At 33.0% G+C, this 21,022-nt stretch carries 16 protein-coding genes and 1 pseudogene; 2 read left to right on the top strand and 15 right to left on the bottom strand.

Features of this window, described 5'->3' with window-relative positions:
• Nucleotides 1-72: 72 nt before the first annotated feature.
• The 9 genes and pseudogenes from BUA82_RS09200 to BUA82_RS09155 form a co-directional block, all read right to left on the bottom strand.
• Nucleotides 73-945: an N-acetylneuraminate lyase gene (locus BUA82_RS09200; protein WP_073006866.1), complete on the bottom strand. Its 873-nt coding sequence runs from the start codon at nt 943-945 to the stop codon at nt 73-75.
• A 99-nt stretch (nt 946-1,044) separates the two neighbouring features.
• Nucleotides 1,045-2,142 carry a glycoside hydrolase family 88 protein gene (locus BUA82_RS09195; RefSeq protein ID WP_073006864.1) on the bottom strand — a complete coding sequence of 366 codons (1,098 nt, stop codon included), beginning with the start codon at nt 2,140-2,142 and terminating at the stop codon, nt 1,045-1,047.
• A 59-nt stretch (nt 2,143-2,201) separates the two neighbouring features.
• A complete protein-coding gene (locus tag BUA82_RS09190; protein WP_073006862.1) occupies nt 2,202-3,041 on the bottom strand; it encodes a carbohydrate ABC transporter permease in 840 nt (279 codons plus the stop codon).
• A complete protein-coding gene (locus BUA82_RS09185; RefSeq protein ID WP_073006860.1) occupies nt 3,038-3,955 on the bottom strand; it encodes a carbohydrate ABC transporter permease in 918 nt (305 codons plus the stop codon). The genes BUA82_RS09190 and BUA82_RS09185 overlap by 4 nt, the downstream gene beginning before the upstream one ends.
• Nucleotides 3,956-4,129: 174 nt before the next feature.
• Nucleotides 4,130-5,458: pseudogene (locus BUA82_RS20970) on the bottom strand (ABC transporter substrate-binding protein).
• Between the two features lie 277 nt (nt 5,459-5,735).
• Nucleotides 5,736-7,979: a helix-turn-helix domain-containing protein gene (locus BUA82_RS09170; protein ID WP_073006854.1), complete on the bottom strand. Its 2,244-nt coding sequence runs from the start codon at nt 7,977-7,979 to the stop codon at nt 5,736-5,738.
• A 194-nt stretch (nt 7,980-8,173) separates the two neighbouring features.
• Nucleotides 8,174-9,220 carry a MupG family TIM beta-alpha barrel fold protein gene (locus BUA82_RS09165; protein ID WP_073006851.1) on the bottom strand — a complete coding sequence of 349 codons (1,047 nt, stop codon included), beginning with the start codon at nt 9,218-9,220 and terminating at the stop codon, nt 8,174-8,176.
• A gap of 3 nt (nt 9,221-9,223) precedes the next feature.
• Complete coding sequence (locus BUA82_RS09160) at nt 9,224-10,642, bottom strand: PTS transporter subunit EIIC (protein ID WP_073006848.1); 1,419 nt, start codon at nt 10,640-10,642, stop codon at nt 9,224-9,226.
• 134 nt (nt 10,643-10,776) lie between these two features.
• Nucleotides 10,777-11,616: a MurR/RpiR family transcriptional regulator gene (locus BUA82_RS09155; protein ID WP_073006846.1), complete on the bottom strand. Its 840-nt coding sequence runs from the start codon at nt 11,614-11,616 to the stop codon at nt 10,777-10,779.
• A 221-nt stretch (nt 11,617-11,837) separates the two neighbouring features.
• Here BUA82_RS09155 and BUA82_RS09150 point away from each other — a divergent pair, with 221 nt between their 5' ends.
• Nucleotides 11,838-12,173, top strand: coding sequence for a hypothetical protein (locus BUA82_RS09150; protein WP_073006844.1), 336 nt, complete (start codon nt 11,838-11,840; stop codon nt 12,171-12,173).
• A 99-nt stretch (nt 12,174-12,272) separates the two neighbouring features.
• Here BUA82_RS09150 and BUA82_RS09145 read toward each other — a convergent pair whose 3' ends face one another.
• Genes BUA82_RS09145 through kdpF form a run of 6 tightly spaced genes read right to left on the bottom strand, consistent with a single transcriptional unit; the run spans nt 12,273 to nt 20,263 of the window.
• Entirely contained in the window at nt 12,273-12,971 is a 699-nt protein-coding gene (locus BUA82_RS09145; RefSeq protein ID WP_073006843.1) for a response regulator, read from the bottom strand.
• Nucleotides 12,961-15,669 (bottom strand): sensor histidine kinase, encoded by a 2,709-nt coding sequence (locus BUA82_RS09140; protein ID WP_073006842.1) that lies wholly within the window; start codon nt 15,667-15,669, stop codon nt 12,961-12,963. Before BUA82_RS09140 ends, BUA82_RS09145 begins: the two co-directional genes overlap by 11 nt.
• 32 nt (nt 15,670-15,701) lie before the next feature.
• On the bottom strand, nt 15,702-16,328 hold the full coding sequence (locus BUA82_RS09135; protein ID WP_073006841.1) for a K(+)-transporting ATPase subunit C: 627 nt from the start codon (nt 16,326-16,328) through the stop codon (nt 15,702-15,704).
• Between the two features lie 38 nt (nt 16,329-16,366).
• The gene (kdpB, locus tag BUA82_RS09130) at nt 16,367-18,430 is read right to left on the bottom strand and encodes a potassium-transporting ATPase subunit KdpB (protein ID WP_073006840.1); all 2,064 of its coding nucleotides are present in this window, start codon (nt 18,428-18,430) and stop codon (nt 16,367-16,369) included.
• Between the two features lie 42 nt (nt 18,431-18,472).
• Nucleotides 18,473-20,155: a potassium-transporting ATPase subunit KdpA gene (kdpA, locus tag BUA82_RS09125; protein WP_073006839.1), complete on the bottom strand. Its 1,683-nt coding sequence runs from the start codon at nt 20,153-20,155 to the stop codon at nt 18,473-18,475.
• A gap of 30 nt (nt 20,156-20,185) precedes the next feature.
• On the bottom strand, nt 20,186-20,263 hold the full coding sequence (gene kdpF / locus BUA82_RS21225) for a K(+)-transporting ATPase subunit F (protein ID WP_073007193.1): 78 nt from the start codon (nt 20,261-20,263) through the stop codon (nt 20,186-20,188).
• Between the two features lie 366 nt (nt 20,264-20,629).
• Here kdpF and BUA82_RS09115 point away from each other — a divergent pair, with 366 nt between their 5' ends.
• A complete protein-coding gene (locus BUA82_RS09115; protein WP_073006838.1) occupies nt 20,630-21,019 on the top strand; it encodes a hypothetical protein in 390 nt (129 codons plus the stop codon).
• The last annotated feature ends 3 nt before the right edge of the window (nt 21,020-21,022 follow it).

Here is a 21,022-nt window from a genome sequence, read left to right as displayed (position 1 = left end):
ACATGGTAGATAAAGAAGCTACCACATATAGTGAGCAGCTTCTTTTGTTAATATTTTTTACATCATATTGGTTTATTTCTTTAATACAGCATCTAATAGCTCTTTTCCACCTGGTGCTATATCACCAAAAGGCTTTCTGCAGCCATTACATTCTATGCCTTCATATTTTTCAAGGATATACTTAATTGCAGGGAATATATTTGCTTTAATAAGTACATCTATGATGGCATTAGCTTTATTTTGAATTTCTCTAGCTTCTTCAATTTTATTTTCATTAAATAATTTATATATCTTAATAAATTTATCAGCCATAAAGTTATAGGTGCTGCCTACTGCACCATTAGCTCCCATGGATAGTCCCCCTAAAAGCACTTCATCATGTCCATTTAACACAACTATATTCTTACTTATTTCTTTCATCTTTGCCATTTCAAAAAGATTCATTGACGTATTCTTAACTCCAATAAATTTACTATTTATATTCATCAACTCTTTTACCCTTTCACTGGTCATCTCTACCCCAGAGAAAGCGGGAAAGTTGTAAATAATCATAGGCAAATTCACAGAATTCACTATATCTAAATAGTGGTTTTTAATTTCTTCATAAGAAAATTTATAGTAAAAAGGAGGTATAGCTGAAATAGCGTCTACTCCTACTTTTTCAGCATGCTTTGCTAACTCTATTGCTTCATCAGTGCTTATGCATCCTACATGATTAATGATTGTAGCTTGTCCCTTTGCCGTATCTGAAACGATATCCAGCAGGTATTTTCTCTCTTCAAGGCTTAACATAAAAGCTTCTGCTGTACTTCCCCCTACATAAAATCCATTTACACCTTTATCTAAATTTAGCTTAACAAGCTTTTCAAGGGATTTTTCATTTATTTTTCCTTCTTTTGTGTATGGTGTAATAAGTGCTGGAATAATACCATTATACTTATTCATAACTTCACCTTCCTTATCAATCTATCTGAATTTTTTTGCTATCTTTTTAATCTTTTACATTACAAATTCTTATATTCTTCAATAACATAAAGCCCATGCTTACCAAAATATCCTATAGTTATTATTCAATCTTGCCAATGCTTCCAAGTAGAAATAATCACCCCATATATTACATTCATCCGCCCCTAGGTTTCTATGATATACCCCCTGAAGCAATATTCCATTAGATTTACTAGATAAACCTGTAAAATAGTATTTATATAGTGATTCTTCAATTTTCATGGCGTATTCTTTATATTTGTTATCTTCTGTCTCATAACTTAATTCCATTAAACCGCAAGCTGCTATTGATGCTGCAGAGCTATCCTTTAAATCCGGTGATTCATCTGTAAAGCTCATATCCCAATAAGGTACATAATCTTTAGCCTTATTATTTTTCATAAAATAATCAGCTGCTTTTTTAGCTAGACTAATAAAGTATTCATCTTTGGTATATTTATAGCAAAGTGCAAATCCATAGATGGCCCACCCTTGACCTCTAGCCCAAGTGGTTTCATCATATCTCCCCTGAAAGGTCTTTCCTTTTAATAATTCTCCTGCGGAGTAATCATAAGGGCATATATGATAGGTTGAACCATCTTTTCTTACTAGATGTTTTGAGGAGGTAATGGCATGCTTAACTGCAATCTCCCTAAACTTCTTATCACCCGTAACTTCACTTGACCAAAATAACAATGGTATATTCATCATGGTATCTATCATAAGGTCTATACTTGCACTTTCATTTTCCCAAGCCTTAATGTATCTGCCTTCTTCATTGTAACGGGATATTAATTTTTCTGCTGCCCTTAAAGCAAGGCCTTTGGCTCTTTCATTTCCTTCAATTTTATACAAGGATACACAGGATAAAGTATATAAAAAACCTAAGTCGTGAGTATCAGAAGATTTATCATTTAAACGTTCCTCAAAACTATCTAACCATTTATCCTTATATTTCATAAGAGCTTCATCCTTAAAACAGCAATAAGCCAAATATACCATTCCTGGCCAAAAGGAGCTTGTCCAAAGATCATTTTTTTGTGGCATATATACATTCTGTTCACTTACATGAGGAAATTTTTCAGAGAAATTTTCCATATTAATTTTTATTTTTTCTATACACTGTCGTAAAGCTTCCGTCATCATATCTTGATCCATGGGAAATCTACCACCTCTCTTGCTGTGAATATATTATAAGTTTCTAAATTTGTTATTCACTATCCTTTAACAGCTCCTGCAGTTAATCCTTCGATTAGTTGTTTTTGAATTATTGCAAAGAGTATAATTACTGGAACTGTGGTAATAATTCCGGTAGCTAATATTCCTCCCCAGTTTTGCTTTCCAAGGGCATCGGTTAATTCAGCAATACCTAATTGTATGGTCTTTGATTTTGTGGAAGTTGAAAGTATTAAAGCATATTGGTAGTCATTCCAGCTTAGTATGAAAGAATACATACACACAGAAACTAGACCTGGCTTTACTAATGGGAAAATAATCTGCGTAAAAGTTTGCCATTTAGAGCATCCATCCACTTCTGCAGCTTCCTCCAATTCCTTTGGAAGAGCTTTAAAGAACCCCATCATTAACCAAACACCTATTGGTATTGTAGCTGTTCCATAAACCAATATAAGTACAAGTTTTGTATCAAGTATTCCTAATTTAGATGCCATCTTGTACCATGGAATCATAATAAGTGGTCCTTGAAACATTTGTGATAATAGTAATGCGAAGGAGATAGCATTTTTACCACTAAAATCAAATCTTCCTAAAGCATAGCCACCGGTAGCAGCAAAAACTATAGTCATTATTGCTGTAACAGCAGAAGTAAAGAAGGAGTTAAACATCAATTTTCCAATGCTTGGTCCTGAAGCACCTAAAGCCCATTTATAATGTTCAAGGGTAAATTCCTTTGGAATCCAACTGGGTATTAAATTAAATATCTCGCTGTCTGGCTTAAGGCTGCATGAAAGCATCCATAAATTAGGTATTAGTATAAAAAACATTAACACAATTAGTGCTATATATGTCACTACTTTTTTAGAGAAACTTATCTTCATATATCATCACCGCCAATCTTTTTAACAGCTTTTACATATATCATTATAAAAATCATCATCATTATCATTGCAAGAACCGCTACAGCGGAGCCTTCTCCAAAATCAAAATACTGAAAAGCCTTGGTATAAATATATGTTGGCAATATACTTGTTTTAACTCCTGGCCCTCCAGCGGTTAAAACCCAAATCATTTCAAATTTAGTCCAGGTCATAACTATACTTATCATCACTGATACCATTAATACAGGTTTTAACATAGGCATAGTAATCTTTCTGAAAGCTTGAAAATCACTTGAACCATCTATATAAGCTGCCTCATATAGTGAGCCTGGAATTCCCTGAAGACCAGCTAATACCATGATAATGGCATAAGGCAGTCCCTTCCATGTAGAAGATAAGAGCAGTGAAGGCCATACCGTCCATTCACTTCCTAACCAGCTAATATGAGTATTTAAGTAGTAGTTAATTAAACCATAATCTCCATCATACATCCATTTCCATATAAGTCCCATTATTACCGTTGGGGTTACCCAAGGTACCATGGTTAATCCCCTCCAAAGAGGACGTAATTTCAATTTTTGATTTAAAACTAGTGCTGCTGGTATTGAAAGTAAGTATTGAAGCACTGTAGATGCTATTACCCAGAAAAATGTATTAAAAAGTATATTCCAAAAATCTTTGTCCTGAACTAATAACTTCTTATAGTTATCAAGCCACACAAATTTACCGCTGCCTGGTATCAGTAGAGATAGATTTGTAAAACTAAGCCTTAATGACTCTAATAGTGGATACAATTGAAATATAATTAAATATAAAACCGTTGGAAGTAGGAATAAATAAGGTACTTTATTCTTATGCCAAAAAGATTCCATTTTATAATTAACTCCAATGGCATTTCCAGAAGCTTTTTTCATATCTATTCACCTCTTTTTTGTTAAGTACTTATGTGCTTTTATTATTATTTATTATGTAAAGAGGCTGTTGAGTAATTAAATTTGTGCACAATATATTCATTCAATAGAAACTTACTATACTGTGCAACATGATTATTTACAACAGCCCTTTACAAATATTACTGCATTTGATTACTATTTATATTTTTCCTTAACCTGCTGAATTCCTGTTCTTATTTGGTCATAAGCCTGTTCTGGTGATATCTCGCCAGATAACATTTTTACCATAACCCCTTGAACTGTTATTTCCATTTGCTTTTGTCCTAAAATTGATGGAATAGGAACACCATACTGGTTAGCAATTTCTGTCCATTGATCACATAATGCCATATGTTGTTTGTATACTTGAGGGAAGGCATTCTTTGCAGAGCTTTCGATTATTGCTTTATCTACATAATTACCAGAAGTAATATTTATAGCTCCTCCCCATTGTCCCAATATTTCTGGTGACATAATTTCTTCTATAACCTTCCATGCAGCTTCTTTATTCTTTGAAGATTTAATCATTGCCATACCTACAGATCCAACCATGATTTGTGGTTTACTTGCAGAAGGTCCTGCTGGAAATGCAAATGGTGCAGTTCTATCCATAGCTTTATTACCATGAGCGATTACGTTGGCTGTGAAATAACTTCCTGTATGCATAAATCCAACATCGCCAGCTTCCCAAGCTTTGAATAATTCGGGATACATCCATGTAACTTGAGATTTTGTAGGCATGTCTTTACCTAAAGTATTAAACAAATTAAGTACTTCTATATATTGTTTCTTATGGGCATCATCTACTTGGTCAGGGGTTATTCCATTACTTAATCAGACCATCATAAAGTCTCTAAAAGTAAATCTTCCTTCTCCACCATTGGCCATAGCATATCCATTTTTACCAGTACTTTTTATTGCATTGGAAGCTTTAATTAAATCACCCCAAGTTTTTAAATCGTTTACTTTAAAGCCAGCCTTATCTAAAAGTTCAGTATTTGCTACATGTGAATATATAATTGCAAGAGCTGGTATGGCATAGGTATTATTATCCTTCTGCATAACCTCCCAAGTAGCTTTAATAAATTTATCCTTATTAATGTTAGCGTTTAAATATTGATCCAAAGGTTCTAATGCTCCCATAGCTACAGGGTTTGTAATATCTTGAATCATCATTAAATCTGGAGAATCTCCTCCTTGAACCATAATAGCTAGTTTCTTTTCGATATCAGACCAATTTAGGAATATATATTGGATGTTGATTCCTGGATAGTCCTTCTTTACTTTATCTTGTAGATCTTGGGCTACCTTTTTTTCCGCTTCTGTAGTTCCTGGCCACAGAATTTTTATGTTTGCTTTTATGTCCTTTGAAGAAGACGCTTTGTTAGTATCAGTATTAGCAGCTTTATTTCCACACCCTAAAAATGCTGCTGATACTAATGTAGCTGAAAGTAACAAGCTAAATACTTTCTTTGCTTTAATCATTTATACCCCTCCTAAATTTGTTTTTTGTTGCTATCTACACATTATCAAAACTGAAAATTCCTTTATAGTGTAATTTTTAAATATCCCTGTACTTTCTTAAGAAATTTCAAGTGTAATTTTTTAAGATTACTGGAAAAATACAATATATAACTGATTTTTATCATAAAAAAATCACCAAATCTAAAGTTTTTCAGTTAATACACTATATATTCTTAAGATTACTTCTATATAGTATACACACCTATAACCAATAAATTTAGTGACTTACAGGGTAGTTTTAGTTATTACTCCTATATTGTGATGGAGTTTCTCCATATGCCTTTTTAAATACTTTATAAAAATAGCTGCTTTCTGAGAATCCTACCTCTTTTGATATAGTATTAATAGGTTTTTCTGTTTCCATTAATGCTTTCTTTGCATTTTGTAACCTCACATCACATATATACTGACTAATGGACTTGGTGGTTATCTTTTTAAATAAGCTTCCTAAATAAACAGATGACATATTCATCTTATCTGCAATAGTCTTAGTACACAAATCATTATCTCCATAATTTTTGTTGATTATATCAATTATAGATTCCACTAAATCATCGTGCCTAGAATCTTCTTTTTGTTGTTGAATTTCCATTATTTGTTCAAACAACTCCATAAACATGGCATTAATATTCTCTAACCTTTCAGCCTTTTCTAATTTAAAAATAATCTTTTTATAATTATACTTTTTACCCCACTGCTTATTTTGCTTGGCTCTTGAAATTAATAAATTATAACACTTATAGGATAAGTTCAATAATGAGTTACTAAAACTATTATAAGAAAAGTTTAATATTTCTTTTATAAAATTATTATATTTAGTAACTACCTCATCCATATTTCCTAGATTTAATGCTTCCATAAGCAATCTTTCTTTTTCTTGTGGATATTCATACTCTTTATTCTCAAGGGTGTAAATATTATCATAATAAATTACAGATTGTAGACCATATATAACTCTATAATTCATAGTATTTAAACACTCTGAAAGCAATAGACTTAATTCATTTACTGAAACCCCTACGGAACTTACCGATGCAGTTAATGAAATTTTTATATTACTTAAAACATCAATTTGAGTTTTTGTTATTAGATCATTAATAACTGATTGATAATTGTCTCCAAGAGAATTATTCACATTAGCTACCAATACCACGGTATCCTCACTGAAGTCTATTTCTGCAGTATTAAATTTAGTTTTAAAAATTTCAGAACAAACGTTCATTATGCCAAACCTTATAAGTTCCCTATCATTCACATCATAGAGGGAAGTAAATTTCTCATAGTTATCAATTTTAAAGCCTATGAGCATAAAAGGTTTCTCAGTATTAAGCTGGATTTCATATTTAGAAAAATTATCTTTCACTTCTTCTTCATGAACATCCTTCCCTGCTAAAAGATCCTTTAAATATTTCTGCTTCACTATATATTCATTATTTTGTTTATAATATTGCAGCTGCTTAAGTTTTTTAATCAGCTCATCTATTGGCTTTGAATATCTCTTATACATAAATAAATATATAAGGAGAACTACTATTAGTATTAAAAAATAAAAGATAAGAGTTCTCATTTTAAAAGTATCAATTCTTCCTATTATATTTTCATAAGGAATTATCTTAACAAACTTCCAGTCTAATTCTGCTGAGGAAACATAAGTAACAACGGATTTTGTACCATTAACATTGGTTATAAAGTAATCAGAAGTTTTATTATCCTTTATCATCTTCTTCACATAATTTTCTCCGGAAATATCTGTGAGCATAGGCTTATTATCGCTACCTATAGCAAGCTTTCCTTCGTTGTTTATTATAAAGATATCACTCCCCTTATCTATATCCAATTTACTAATAAGATTCTTGATCCAGTTCTCTGATACATTTATCACCACAGTACTATTACTAGGCACTGATTTAAAAGGTAAGCTTCTTAATATAAAAGTGTACACATAAGACTCGTTAACCTTATTTGGGACTAATTCATCAGGCTCAGAGTATTTCCTAGATATGGGATATCTTTGTTTATAACCATTTAAGTCACTAACTACATTAATAATATCTTTATCAAAAAACTCTTCTTCTTTCATTTTGGGAAAAGTATAAATGCTTGTATAAAAATTTTTTTCAAAGGAATTATATAAATAAATGGACTTTATATAAGGCTCAATGGATTGATAAGTTCTTAAACGGTTACAAGCAATGTTAGAGTCATTCCAACTAACATTAGATTCAGTTAAGGCTTTAGATATATCTGGATCAAAATAAACTTGAAGGGCTATGAGCTTAACTGTATCAGACATTATATTAGCACTGTAACTTACTTGATTTAAATTGTTTTCTATAAATGAACTAATATTAGTTATTTCGTTTTTCTCAAAATTTTTATAAAATATATAGGAAGTAGTGGATAATGTTAATATTATAAATATTAAAAAATACAAAAATATTTTTGAGAAAATCTTGTCACCATTATTTCTGCTTGTCCTCATCTAACTCCCCCTTTTCCTATTGCCTGTGATAAGCATCAACTTCACTAATTAAGTATTGCATGTCTGTAATTATATAATACTTTAATTATTAAAATCAATGATAAATAATGTTAATATACTAAGGGTGCCAGGTATGTGAAAAGTGACAAGTGGGATTATCCCCCACTTGTCACTTTATCACGTTCCCGGCACCCTTATTTAAATCTAAATCCCATACCATCATTGATATATGGAAGATACTTCAAATACTTGTTTCGTATGTGCCCTATAATATTTACCTTTTCTTCTTCGTCTAAATCTATTCTGGCAATTTCTAGTTCTCCACTATAACGTAGATATTCTATATTACCTACACTAATAGAGCCTTTTACTCTAGGTTTAACCCCTTCTTTTTCAAAGGGTTTTCCTTGGGTAGCATAGCCTCTAGATTCCTGAGATCTAATGATATATTCACTGGAATCTGGACGATCATGATGAATTAGTTCTCTAACATAAGAATAGTCTTCATCAATATCTGCTTCTAACTCTATATAGTTTTCATTAAGATGCTTTAATTTAGTCCAAGTTTCTTCCTTAACATCTACATCCCCAATTAAGATGATGTCACATTGCCCTAAGCTTCTAAGCTGTAAAACAGCTTCTAACAAGTCATTGTTACGATGCTCTTCCACTGTAGGAAGTCCTAAATGCAAAGGTCCTCTTCTTTCTTTGTCTCCAGGTACAAAACCTATGGTTTTAACCCCATAATTATGAAGGCGATTATTTATTTCTCTCACCTTGTCTACAGACAATCCAGTAAGCGGCTTTGGATAAAAGTTATGACATCCGCTAAATTTACTAAAGTCCACCTTTAATGCTCTTAAACTCTCTAAGTCATCTATGCTTAAAGTTGAAGCGTTAAATACAATGTGAAAATCTTTAGATAAATCAGCTATCTCTTGGTTGGTAAAGCCATAATCCACACGAATATGGGTAATTGGTGTATTCTTTAAGGAATAGATATCAGGAAGTCCTAGCTTTTCAATAGTTCTAGGTCCTATATCTACAATTAACTCAATGCCAGCATCTTTGCATAAGGATAATAATGCTTCCACTTCTTTATTGTAGTCACTAATCTTTTCCTCTGGAAGATGAAGAGAGGTAAAAGCATATTTAACCTTTGCATCTTTGGCTTTCTTTATTATTTCAGTATTCTTGATAATTCCAGTACCGAGGTACAAGGAAATTCCGTAAGAATTCATTGATTATTCCCCATAAATTTCAGCGATACGATCGTGGTCTACTCCAAAGAACCAAGTTAATACGAAACCGCCGATATATGCAGCTATCATTGCTATAGCATATTGAAGCTGATTACCAGGTTGTACGATTAGAAGTCCAAATAAACCGGATACACCTTGGGAAATAGTTCCTAAGTGGAATAATGAAGAAAGAATTCCACCGAAACCTGCTCCTAAACAAGCTGTGATAAATGGCTTACCTAATGGTAATGTAATAGCATACATCATTGGTTCACCTACACCTAATATACCTATAGGCAATGAGTCACGAGTTAATCTCTTAAGTTTCTTGGATCTTGTCTTCATGTATATTGCAAAACCAGCACCAACTTGCCCACCACCTGCCATCATAAGTATTGGCAATAGGTAGTTTACACCCTTACTAGCTCCTGCAGGGTCATTTAATATAGCATGGATAGGTGTTAAAGCTTGATGCAGACCAACAGATACCAATGGTAAGAAGGTTGCTGATAAGATATATCCGCCTATTGCACCTAAATCTTGATATAAGAAGGTTAATCCAGATACTATGCTCTTTGTTAAGAATGCACCTACTGGTTGTAATACTATTAATGATAAGAATCCGCCTATAATTAAAGCAAATAATGGAGTAAAGAAAGTATCTAGCATATCTGGCATATACTTACGAATACCTCTTTCTAAGTAAGCTATTAAAATACCGGATATTAATGCTGCAATTAGTCCACCTGCTGCTGGGTTAAATACCTTGCCAGTGAAAGGTAGAATAACTTGTGCATCTTTGAATTTTGCTAATAATGGCATACCAGCATTAGCTACGGATAACACACCTATAACAGCTCCTAAAATAGGTGATCCTTTAAATTCTTTTGCTGCATTCATAGCAACGAAGATTGGTAAGTAAGCAAATAATCCCCAACCTAAGGTTCTAATTAATTCATACCACCAAACACCACTATAAGCGCCTTTTGTAGAAACATTAATAACATTAGTAAGTCCGTTTATTAAACCTGCGGCTATAATACCTGGTAGTAAAGGTACAAAAATATTAGCAATATGTTTTAAGAATACTTGAACTGGGTTAGTTTGTTTTGCTTTGTTTTCAGCTTTATTTTTCTTGGTTAAGTCTTCTAGATTTTCATCTACGGAACCAAGAGAAATGCCAGTAAGTTTAGAAAACTCTGCTCCTGCCTTATTTACCTTTCCTGGTCCAAATACCACCTGAAGTGTATCAGATTTTACTACACCAAGAACTCCCTCAACCTTTTTAAGTTCTTCCATTTGTACTAGGGATGCATCTTTAAGACCAATTCTTAACCTTGTCATACAAGTTGCATTGGCTGTAACATTGCTCTTACCACCCACTAGCTCAAGAACCTTTTTGGCTATTTCGCTATAATTCATATAATAATTCCCTCCTTTTATTCTATACTTTTATTATAACGATTGCATTAAAGATGTCAATAACATTTCAATTTTTTGATACACTTTTTTGAAATGTTATTTTAATCACAAAGCATTATGATTTTTGATACACTTTAACGAAAAGTGTCTATGATAAGTTCTCGCGATTTTAAAATATGATGTTTTGTCTTAGCAAAATCATCCTTAGCTACACCTAAATATAGTAAATCTGTGATAATAAAGGATGAGTCCCTAGAAGAAACAGCTCCATATCGTATATCCTTCTCTTCGGAAGGAATGTAAAGTGGTATGTCCACAATTTTAGATAAGGCATTTTTGTCATATTGAGTTATCCCAATGGTTACAGCCCCATTTTCCTTTGCTTGACGCATAGCTGAATTTACCTCTCTAGTGTTGCCTCTATAGCTAATGGCTATAGCTACATCTTCTTTTCCTATAGAAACTGAACTGGCTAACTGTACGTGGCTATCATTATGATGTATAGCAAAAACATTTATCCTAGAAAACTTTTGCACTAGATCTTGAGCCACAATTCCTGAATTTCCTACCCCGAATAAATAAATTCTCCTTGCATTTCTTAAGGCTTCTATAGCCTTTTCTAAATAGTTAATATTTATCAGTTTATAAGTTTCATTTATGGTAGCAATCTTATGACTTTCTGACTTTTTTACTAAAAGTTCCATTGTATCGTTTTCTCTTAAGATATCATCTATGTACATGGATTCTTCTTCGTTGTCTTTTGCCAGATCCATTTTTAATTCTGTAAAGCCCTTGTATCCTACTTTTTTAGAAAATCTAACTACTGCAGCAGCAGAAGCTCCTGACTTTTCCCCAAAGACCTTAGCAGAATAATTCAGCACTTCCTTTTTATTCTCTAATATATATTCCGCTATGCGTACCTCTGTGTTGGTATATGTTGAAAATCCTTTTTTAATTTTATATATACAACTCATACTTTCTTCTCCATCTTCTCTCTTTAATCTTTATGGATTATTATATACAAAACCAAAATTCTATGCAATTACAATATAATAATATGAAAACTAATAAGTTTATATGTATTAAAACAAAAATATGAAAATCATTCTCTATTGAGATTAACTGTTCTATGGTTGAATTACTATTGTTTTGTTAATATAATGTTCTTAAGAACTAAAGGATAGGCGGTATAAAAGTGTTTTGGATGAAGAGATATAAGCTAAAAAAAGAAAAGCTTGAAAATGAGAAAAGATTAAGAAAATTACATAATCAAGAGGTGAGATATGCCTCTATTAGAGATAAGAATACCAATGTGGAAACCCTATTAGGAAAGAGTGGTTATATTGACATTGCAGAGGATACTTTCTCCATCATATGCAATGATAAAGTGGTATTTACAAGCTATATAAATGATATTTCTGGATCTGATTTAATGAGTTTAGACGGAATGATCATATATCACAAAAATGATGCTTTAGGGGAAAATAATGAGCTCATGGTTTATTATAAATATCACAGAAAGGTAGAGTAAAAATCATAGAACAGGTAAGAAGTAAGAGTGAAGAGTTACTTCTTACTTCTTACTTTTTACCTATTACTTCTTACCTCTTACTTATTACTTACTTTTTACTTATTCATCTATCAATCTATACCCCACACCTACTTCAGTATAAATGTACTCTGGCTGAGCTGGATCTTTTTCTATCTTTCTTCTTAAACTAGCCATGAAAACTCTTAGCGATTGAGTTTCATTACCCAGGGCAGAACCCCAAATCTCATGAATTATAAAATTATGGGTTAATACTTTCCCTGAGTATTTGCAAAGTAATGCCATTATTTTATATTCTATGGGTGTTAAATGAATTTCTTCATTATTTATCATTACTCGCCTTTTGTTAAAATCCACAAATAAATCTTTCACCCTAAAATTATCCTGATTCTCATTTTCATTTTTATTAGTAATGCTATGCCTTAAAGCAACTCTAACCCTAGCTAGTAATTCCCCTATTCCAAAGGGTTTAGTTAAATAATCATCTGCCCCTTTATCTAAGGCCTCTACCTTTTGTCTTTCATTTTCTCTTGCAGAAACTATTATTATTGGAGTATTACACCATTCTCTTAATTTAGTAAGAACATCAATACCGTCCATATCCGGAAGTCCTAAATCTAATATTATCAAATCGGGATTATAAGACATAGAAAGGGCAATACCTTCAATTCCCTTGTCCGTTTCAATATATTTAAATCCTTGTGCACTCAAGGAAGCGGTGATAAAATTTCTTATAGCTCTATCATCTTCAACTACAAGGATATATGGTTTATTTTCCATCCTTACTCTCCTCCTTTGGAATAACAAATCTAAAAACAGCCCCACCCACTTTTTTATTATAAGCACTAATTTCTCCCCCATGAGCTTCAACTATAGATTTACAAATTGCAAGGCCTAACCCTACCCCTCTTCTTGAATCAGACACTTTGCTTCCATTGGTAAAAAATATATTAAAAATATGGGGTAATATTTCCTCTTGTATTCCTATGCCGTTATCCGCAACCTCAAAATAAACCCATTGTCCTTCCTCATAGGCATTAATTTCTATTAAAGAATCCTGAGGTGAAAACTTCAAAGCATTGTCCATTAAATTTATGAGTACTTGCTCAATTAAACTACCGTCCATAGGAGCCATTATCACCTTTTCTGGAACTGTAACTTTTATTTTATGCTCTTTGAATCTTTTTGCGGTCCTCTGCACAGCTTCATATACCACTTCTTCCACCAGTTCCATACTTTTAGTTATTTTCATCTTTCCTTCATCTACTCTTGTCATGCTAAGCAAATTTTCTACCAGCCTTATTAGCCATTCGGTATCCTCATAAACTCCTTGGAGAAGTTCATCTTTCTTTTCTTTAGAAATAAGCTCACCATTTTCTATAATTGTGCTCACAGCACCTTTAATTCCTGCTAAAGGGCTTCTTAAGTCATGGGAAATAGATCTTAATAAATTACTTCTTAACTTTTCACTTTCGATTTCTAGCTTAGAATTTTTTTGTGTTTCAGCTAAAATTTCTCTGTCTAAAGCTATGGAAATCTGGCTAGCCACGGTTTCAAAAATAAACTTCTGTTCCGGCTCTAGAACACCATCTGTGCATGCAATACCTACCACTCCTAATATTTTCCCCTGACTCTTTAAAGTCATATAATAGCCCTTGGCTCCATAAAAGGTATTGGTGCCCTTACCTGATTCTTTATCATTTAATAAGGTCCAGTAAGCTACCGCTTCTTCTTCCTTATTTAAAAGCACATCCTCTTTTTCTCCTTTATCAGCTTTATAAATAAAAGGTGTGGACAAGTTGTTCTCTTGTGTTAAGTAACAAATAACCGTTTTTTCTAATAGTCTGGAGATATATTTTATCCCTATGGAAACCACATCTGCAGTACCTGTAGCCCTTAACAGCTTTCTACTCACTCTATATAAAACCTGAGTTCTATTCTCTCTAGCGGAAGAATTTCGCGCCTCCCTTTGAATTCTACTGGTAAGGGTGCCAATGATGAAGGTTACAGCCAGCATTATAGGGAAAGTTGCTAAATAACTTTTATCATAAAATTGTAAGGTGTATCTAGGGTCTGTGAAAAAATAATTAAATAGCATTACACTAATTATAGAACATATAAACCCTAAGATATATCCAGTGGTTTCTATATTTATAATTATAACTCCTAAAATAAAAATCATTATAACATTTGAATCACTAAAGCCTAAACGATCTATAATAATGGAAACTATTGTAGCACAAAACATTATAAAGGTTGCTACTAAAGCTTCTTTAAATGATATCTTAAAGAAGCTTTTATTTTTTGGTGCAAGATTTTTGCTTTTTCTATGCATTGTCAAATTAGGTATAACATAGACATCTATATAGGAGGTAGAGTCCATAAGTTTATCCACAATATCTTTTGCATAAAAATGAAATAGATTATTAGCTTTTCTATGATTTTTTCCCATTACTATCTTAGTAACATTCCTAAATTTAGCATATTGTATTATTTGTTCCACCACGTTGTCACCATAGACTGTAACCACTTCTCCCCCTAACTGTTCTGCCAATAGAAAATTTGCATTTAACCTTTCTTTGTCCTCTTTACTTAATCTCTGGGATTTTGTGGTTTCCACATATAAGGCTATCCATTTAGAATGATGAGCTTCTGCCATTCTTGCCGCAGTACGTATAATTCTTGAAGAGGAAGGGGAGGTTCCAATACATGCCAATATGGATTCAGAAGTAGGTATTACCGTTATCTGACCCTTGGATAGCCTTACGCTTTCCACCTCATAATTTACTCTATCCGCAGTTCTTCTAAGTGCAATTTCCCTAAGGGCAAATAAGTTATTAATGGTAAAGAAATTATTAAAAGCTCTTTTAGTCTGCTCCTTGCTATATATTTTGCCATCGCTAAAGCGCTTTAATAGTTCAGCGGGCTCTATATCTATTAATTCTACCTTATCTGACTCATCAAATACTTTATCTGGAATGGTTTCTCTTACAGAAACATGGGTTATACTTTCTACAATATCATTTAAACTTTCAATATGCTGAACGTTTAAAGTAGTATATACATCTATTCCTGCATCTAAAAGCTCTTCGATATCCTGCCATCTTTTCCTATGCCTTTGAGCATTGGAATTGGTATGAGCCAGCTCATCTACTAATATTATTTCCGGTTTTCTAAGCAAGGCTTTATCTAAGTCAAATTCTTTTAAAGTTATTCCCTTATACTTAATTATTTTAGTTTCTATAGCTTCAATGCCTTGGAGCAAAGCTGTGGTTTCTGGTCTTGCATGAGGTTCTATATATCCAATAACCACATCTTTACCTATCTTTTTCATGTCATGGGCTTCCATGAGCATGGCATAGCTTTTTCCCACTCCTGCTGCATAGCCGAAAAATATCTTTAGCTTTCCTCTCTTATATTCATTTTCTTCTTTTTTTATCTGTTCTAAAAAATATTCGGGATTAGGTCTTTCATCCATATTTATTTTAATCATCCCCTAATGCATTAGACTTAATTAGATTTTAACATAGAAGCTATTTCTAAGTTAACTTTTAATACATTTACTCTAGGCTGACCAAAAATCTTTAAGGATTTTCCTTGTGTATATTTATCCACTATTTTTCCAATTTTTTCTTCACTGATACCAGAAGCTTTTGAAACTGCAGGAATTTGTACTTTTGCAGCTTCAGGGCTTATATTAGGGTCTAGTCCTGATCCTGAACTGGTAAGCAAATCAGTGGGGATATCTTCCCTTTTAACCCCTGGATGGAATTTTAAGAAATCTTCAATATCCTTTTCTACCCTTTCTTGAAGAGCTTTATTAGAAGGAGCAAGATTTTGTGACCCCGAGCCCACTCCTCCATAGATCCTTGTACCATCTTCCTTAACTTTTGTATCTTCTTCTGTATAGGTATTGTAATTTACTCCAGAAACCCTTCCTCTAAAATACTTGGGATCTGTAAAGTTTTGCCCTATTAGCTCTGAACCTACTTCTTTTCCCTCTACCACTATGATGCTTCCATTAGCTTTTTTATTTAAAGCCAACTGGCTTATTCCCGTTATAGCAAGGGGATATACAATGCCGCATAATATCATTAATACAATACTAACTAGAAAGGCTTTTTTTATTATTTTCATAGGAATTTCTCCTTTTTATTTCTTACATATTTTTTCATTTAACCCAAATTAAGCACCGCCACTAAAGGTGTAATTAACATATCTATAATCTTAATTCCTATAAAAGGAACTACTATACCTCCCACACCAAAAATAAGCATATTTCTAAGGAGCATAAGTTCTGATCTCATAGGTTTATACTTTACACCTTTCATAGCAATAGGTATAAGCAATGGTATTATTATGGCATTAAATATAAGCGCTGAAAGTATAGCACTATAGGGGGTGGAAAGCTTCATAACGTTCATAATCTGCATTTCAGGTATAGCTATAGTAAATATAGCTGGTATTATAGCAAAATATTTTGCTACGTCATTTGCTATGCTAAAGGTAGTTAAAGCTCCTCTAGTAATAAGCAGCTGCTTACCTATTTCCACCACTTCAAGAATTTTTGTAGGGTCTGAATCTAGGTCTACCATATTAGCTGCTTCTTTTGCAGCAGTAGTACCACTATTCATAGCAAGACCTACATCTGCCTGAGCCAATGCTGGTGCGTCGTTGGTACCATCACCAGTCATAGCTACTAGCTTGCCTTCTAATTGCTCTTTTTTAATGGCTTCAATCTTATCTTCTGGTTTACATTCTGCAATAAAGCCATCCACTCCTGCTTCTCTGGCAATGGTAGCAGCAGTTAAAGGGTTATCCCCTGTGCACATAATGGTTTTAATGCCAATTTCTCTAAGCCTTTGAAATCTCTCCACTAGTCCCGGCTTAACCGTATCCTTAAGGTAGATGACACCATAGATCCTGTCATTAACACAAACCACCAAGGGAGTACCTCCCAGAGATGATACTTTATTAACTACAGCTTCTAAGTCCTTAGGAATTATCCCTCCCATTTCTTTTACTCTGTTTTTTATAGCATCATAGGATCCTTTTCTAATCATAATACCATCGCTTAAATCTATTCCGCTCATCCTTGTTTGTGCTGTAAACTCAATAAAATTCAGCTTTTCATATGCTTTAAAATCTATTTTTGCTCCCATCTCATTACCCAGTTCTACAATGGATTTACCTTCTGGAGTGTCATCCTTTAAAGAAGAAATAACTGAGTATTTAATTAAGGATGTCATATCAGATTTTCCTACGGGTATAAATTCTGATGCAAGTCTGTTTCCAAAGGTTATGGTGCCTGTTTTGTCTAGTATCATGGTATCTACATCTCCACAAGCCTCCACAGCTTTTCCTGACATGGCTATTACGTTAAACCTAGTAACCCTATCCATACCTGCTATTCCAATAGCAGAAAGTAAACCGCCAATGGTGGTAGGAATTAAGCATACAAGCAATGCTATTAAGGTGGATATAGGTATTTTAACGCCAGAATAGTTAGCCATGGGATAAAGGGTTACTATAACTATAAGAAATATAAGGGTTAAACTTACAAGTAAGGTATTTAAGGCAATTTCATTAGGTGTCTTCTGCCTAGATGCCCCTTCTACCAAGGCAATCATCTTATCTAAGAAAGACTCTCCAGGGGTAGCTGTAATTCTTATCTTTAACCAATCGCTAACCACCTTAGTTCCTCCGGTAACAGAAGCAAAATCTCCACCGTTTTCCTTTAGAACTGGAGCAGATTCTCCTGTTATGGCAGACTCATCCACAGAGGCTATACCCTCTATTACCTCACCATCATTGGGAATAATATCCCCATTTTCAACTAAAACTATATCTCCTTTTTTCAAATCTAAAGCATTTATAACTTTTATATTTCCATGGTCATCTATAAGTTTTGCTAGGGTGTCTTTACGGGTTTTCTTTAAATTCTCTGCTTGAGCTTTACCACGTCCTTCTGCTATAGCTTCTGCAAAATTTGCAAAAAGTACTGTGATAAACAAAATTAATGACACAATGGAATTGTAAATTCTTAAATTATTACCTTCATCCCCAAAGAAATTTGGAAAAAAGCTAAGGAATAAAGATATAATAAAGCCCACTTCCACCACAAACATCACTGGATTTTTTATCATATATTTGGGATGGAGTTTTTTAAAAGATTCTATAAAAGCTTCCTTCAATATTTTACTAGTAATAAATTTTGATTTATTATTTTTATCACTCATATGAATAATCTCCTCATTGAACATTTAATCGCTGCTCTGTCTTTAATGCCACAGGGTCAGATGCTCCGCAATAGGTCCCAGCGCTAGAGCTGGCAAGAAGGTTAATGCACCTATAATCAAAACTATGAATACTAAAGTTATGGTAAACATAGCGTTATCAGTTCTAAAAGTACTTGCACTTACAGGGATTGTCCTCTTAGAAGCTAAAGAACTAGCTACAGCAAGAAGTATAATCATGGATAAATATCTTCCATAAAACATTACTATCCCTGCTGCGGTATTCCAAAATATATTATTATCTGCCAAGCCTTCAAACCCTGAACCATTATTAGCAGCAGAAGATGTAAACTGGTAAAGCACCTGGGTGAGTCCATGGAATCCAGGGTTGGATATTCCTGATCCCCCTTGAGGAACAATTAAAGCTAAGGCTGAAAACATTAATATTAAAAAGGGGTGAATAATTATAGCCAAAGCTATAAGTTTAATTTCTTTTCCTTCAATCTTCTTTGATAAAAATTCCGGGGTTCTACCCACCATGAGTCCGCATAAGAATACTGTGAGTATGGCGTACATAATCATGTTCATGAAGCCAACACCTTTACCCCCAAATACCACATTAAGCATCATATTTATTAAGGGTACAGCTCCACCTAAAGGAGTTAAAGAGTCATGCATGTTATTCACAGAACCTGTAGTGAAGGCCGTGGTTACTGTGGTAAATAAAGCTGACTGCTCTATGCCAAACCTTACTTCTTTGCCCTCCATATTCCCCATTAACTGATTTAGTCCACTTTGAGCCAGCATTGGATTTCCTGCTTTTTCTGCATAATAACTTATAGGTAATGCTATAAGAAATAAAGTTGCCATAGCATAGAATATTGCCCAGGCTTGCTTCTTGTTTTTAAGCATTAATCCAAAGGTATAAACTAAGGCACCAGGTAATATCATCATGGATAATATCTCTATTAAATTAGATATAGGTGTAGGATTTTCAAAGGGATGCGAGGAGTTAGCTCCAAAGAATCCACCACCATTGGTTCCTAAATGCTTTATGGATTCAAGAGAAGCTACAGGTCCTAAGGCTATGTCCTGCATTTTCCCCTCTATGGTAGTCACTGTACGAGTTCCAGAAAGAGTTTGTGGTACTCCTTGTGTTACCAAAACTATGGATACCACTAAAGCTAATGGCATTAGAACTCTAGTTATTATCCTTACTAAATCCACAAAAAAGTTTCCCAGCTTTTTTTTACTTCCGGTAATAGCTCTCATAAAAGCTATGGCTGCAGCATAACCTGTAGCCGCAGAAGTAAACATCATAAATATAATAACCGTCATCTGACTAAAGTGGGAAAGCCCTGATTCACCGCTATAATCTTGTAAATTTGTATTTGTCATAAAGCTTATGATGGTATTAAAGGATAAGCTTTGCTCCATTCCCCCTACCTTATTGGGATTTAAAATATTTAAGTTTTGGGTTCTAAGAATTATATATCCTAAAAACACCATCACTGCGTTTACCGCAATAATGGAAATCACATATTCTTTCCAGTTCATTTCTTCATCTTTGTTTATTTTACATACCTTATATATAAAGTTATCTATTTTATTAAAAAACTTGTCCCCAAGTGTCTTATGAAAATTAGCTATCTTGTACAAATATTTTCCCAGCGGTACTATAATAAGCATAAATAATACTAAAGTTATTATTATCTGTAACCATTCCATAAAAGTTTTCCTCCTATATAAACTTCCACACTAAAATTTTTCCGGATTAAACAGCGCATAAGCTAGATACATAAATAGTAATAAAATAATTAATCCTAAAGCCCACATATCATTACCTCCATTTATGGTTATCTATTATCAATCTGCTTTTCACACCAATTCACAAAAAATTTTATAGAAATAAATCCCATTAATAATGCTGATACAAAAATAATGTCTAACATTTTAAAAACTCCTCCATTAACTTTTTATATTCCAATAATATCAGTAATGATATAAAGATAGTGTTAAGAGTATTTTTCAGAGTATAAAGATTGTATAAAGATTTTAAACACAGTGCTTCTTAGAACTTTTTATTATTTTCTTAATAACAAATCTTTATACCTTACTTATATTTCCAAGGTTTATCTTAACAGGATTTTTATATAGAATTTGATAGAATAAAGCTATATAAATCATGTTGAGGTGAAAAATATGTTTGAATATTATATAAGAAAATCCATTGAGGAAATTAAAAATAACAATTTATCCTTAGCAAAAGAATATATCCATTCCTCTATGGTATTAGATGACTCTTCTCCTAGCCCTCATAATTTGCTTGGTATTATAGCGGAAATTCAAGGACATTTAAGCTTAGCTGGAAATCACTATAGGGCCTCTTGTTCCTTAGATGCTACCTTTAAACCCTCTTTAAGAAACTTGGAGAGGATAACAAATTACTATTATAGATTTAATTTCAAAAATTTAGATTTTGGCGAAAAAGTAGAACATCAGGAAGAAAATATATATACCATAAAATATGATAGTAATAATGTTGGTCATCTATTAAAAAACACTACCGCCCTTCATAAAAAATCGTTATAAAAA

The organism is Clostridium amylolyticum (assembly GCF_900142075.1).
In the GTDB taxonomy this organism is placed as follows: Bacteria; Bacillota; Clostridia; order Clostridiales; family Clostridiaceae; genus Clostridium_AA; species Clostridium_AA amylolyticum.
This window is presented reverse-complemented; position numbering and strand designations above follow the sequence as displayed.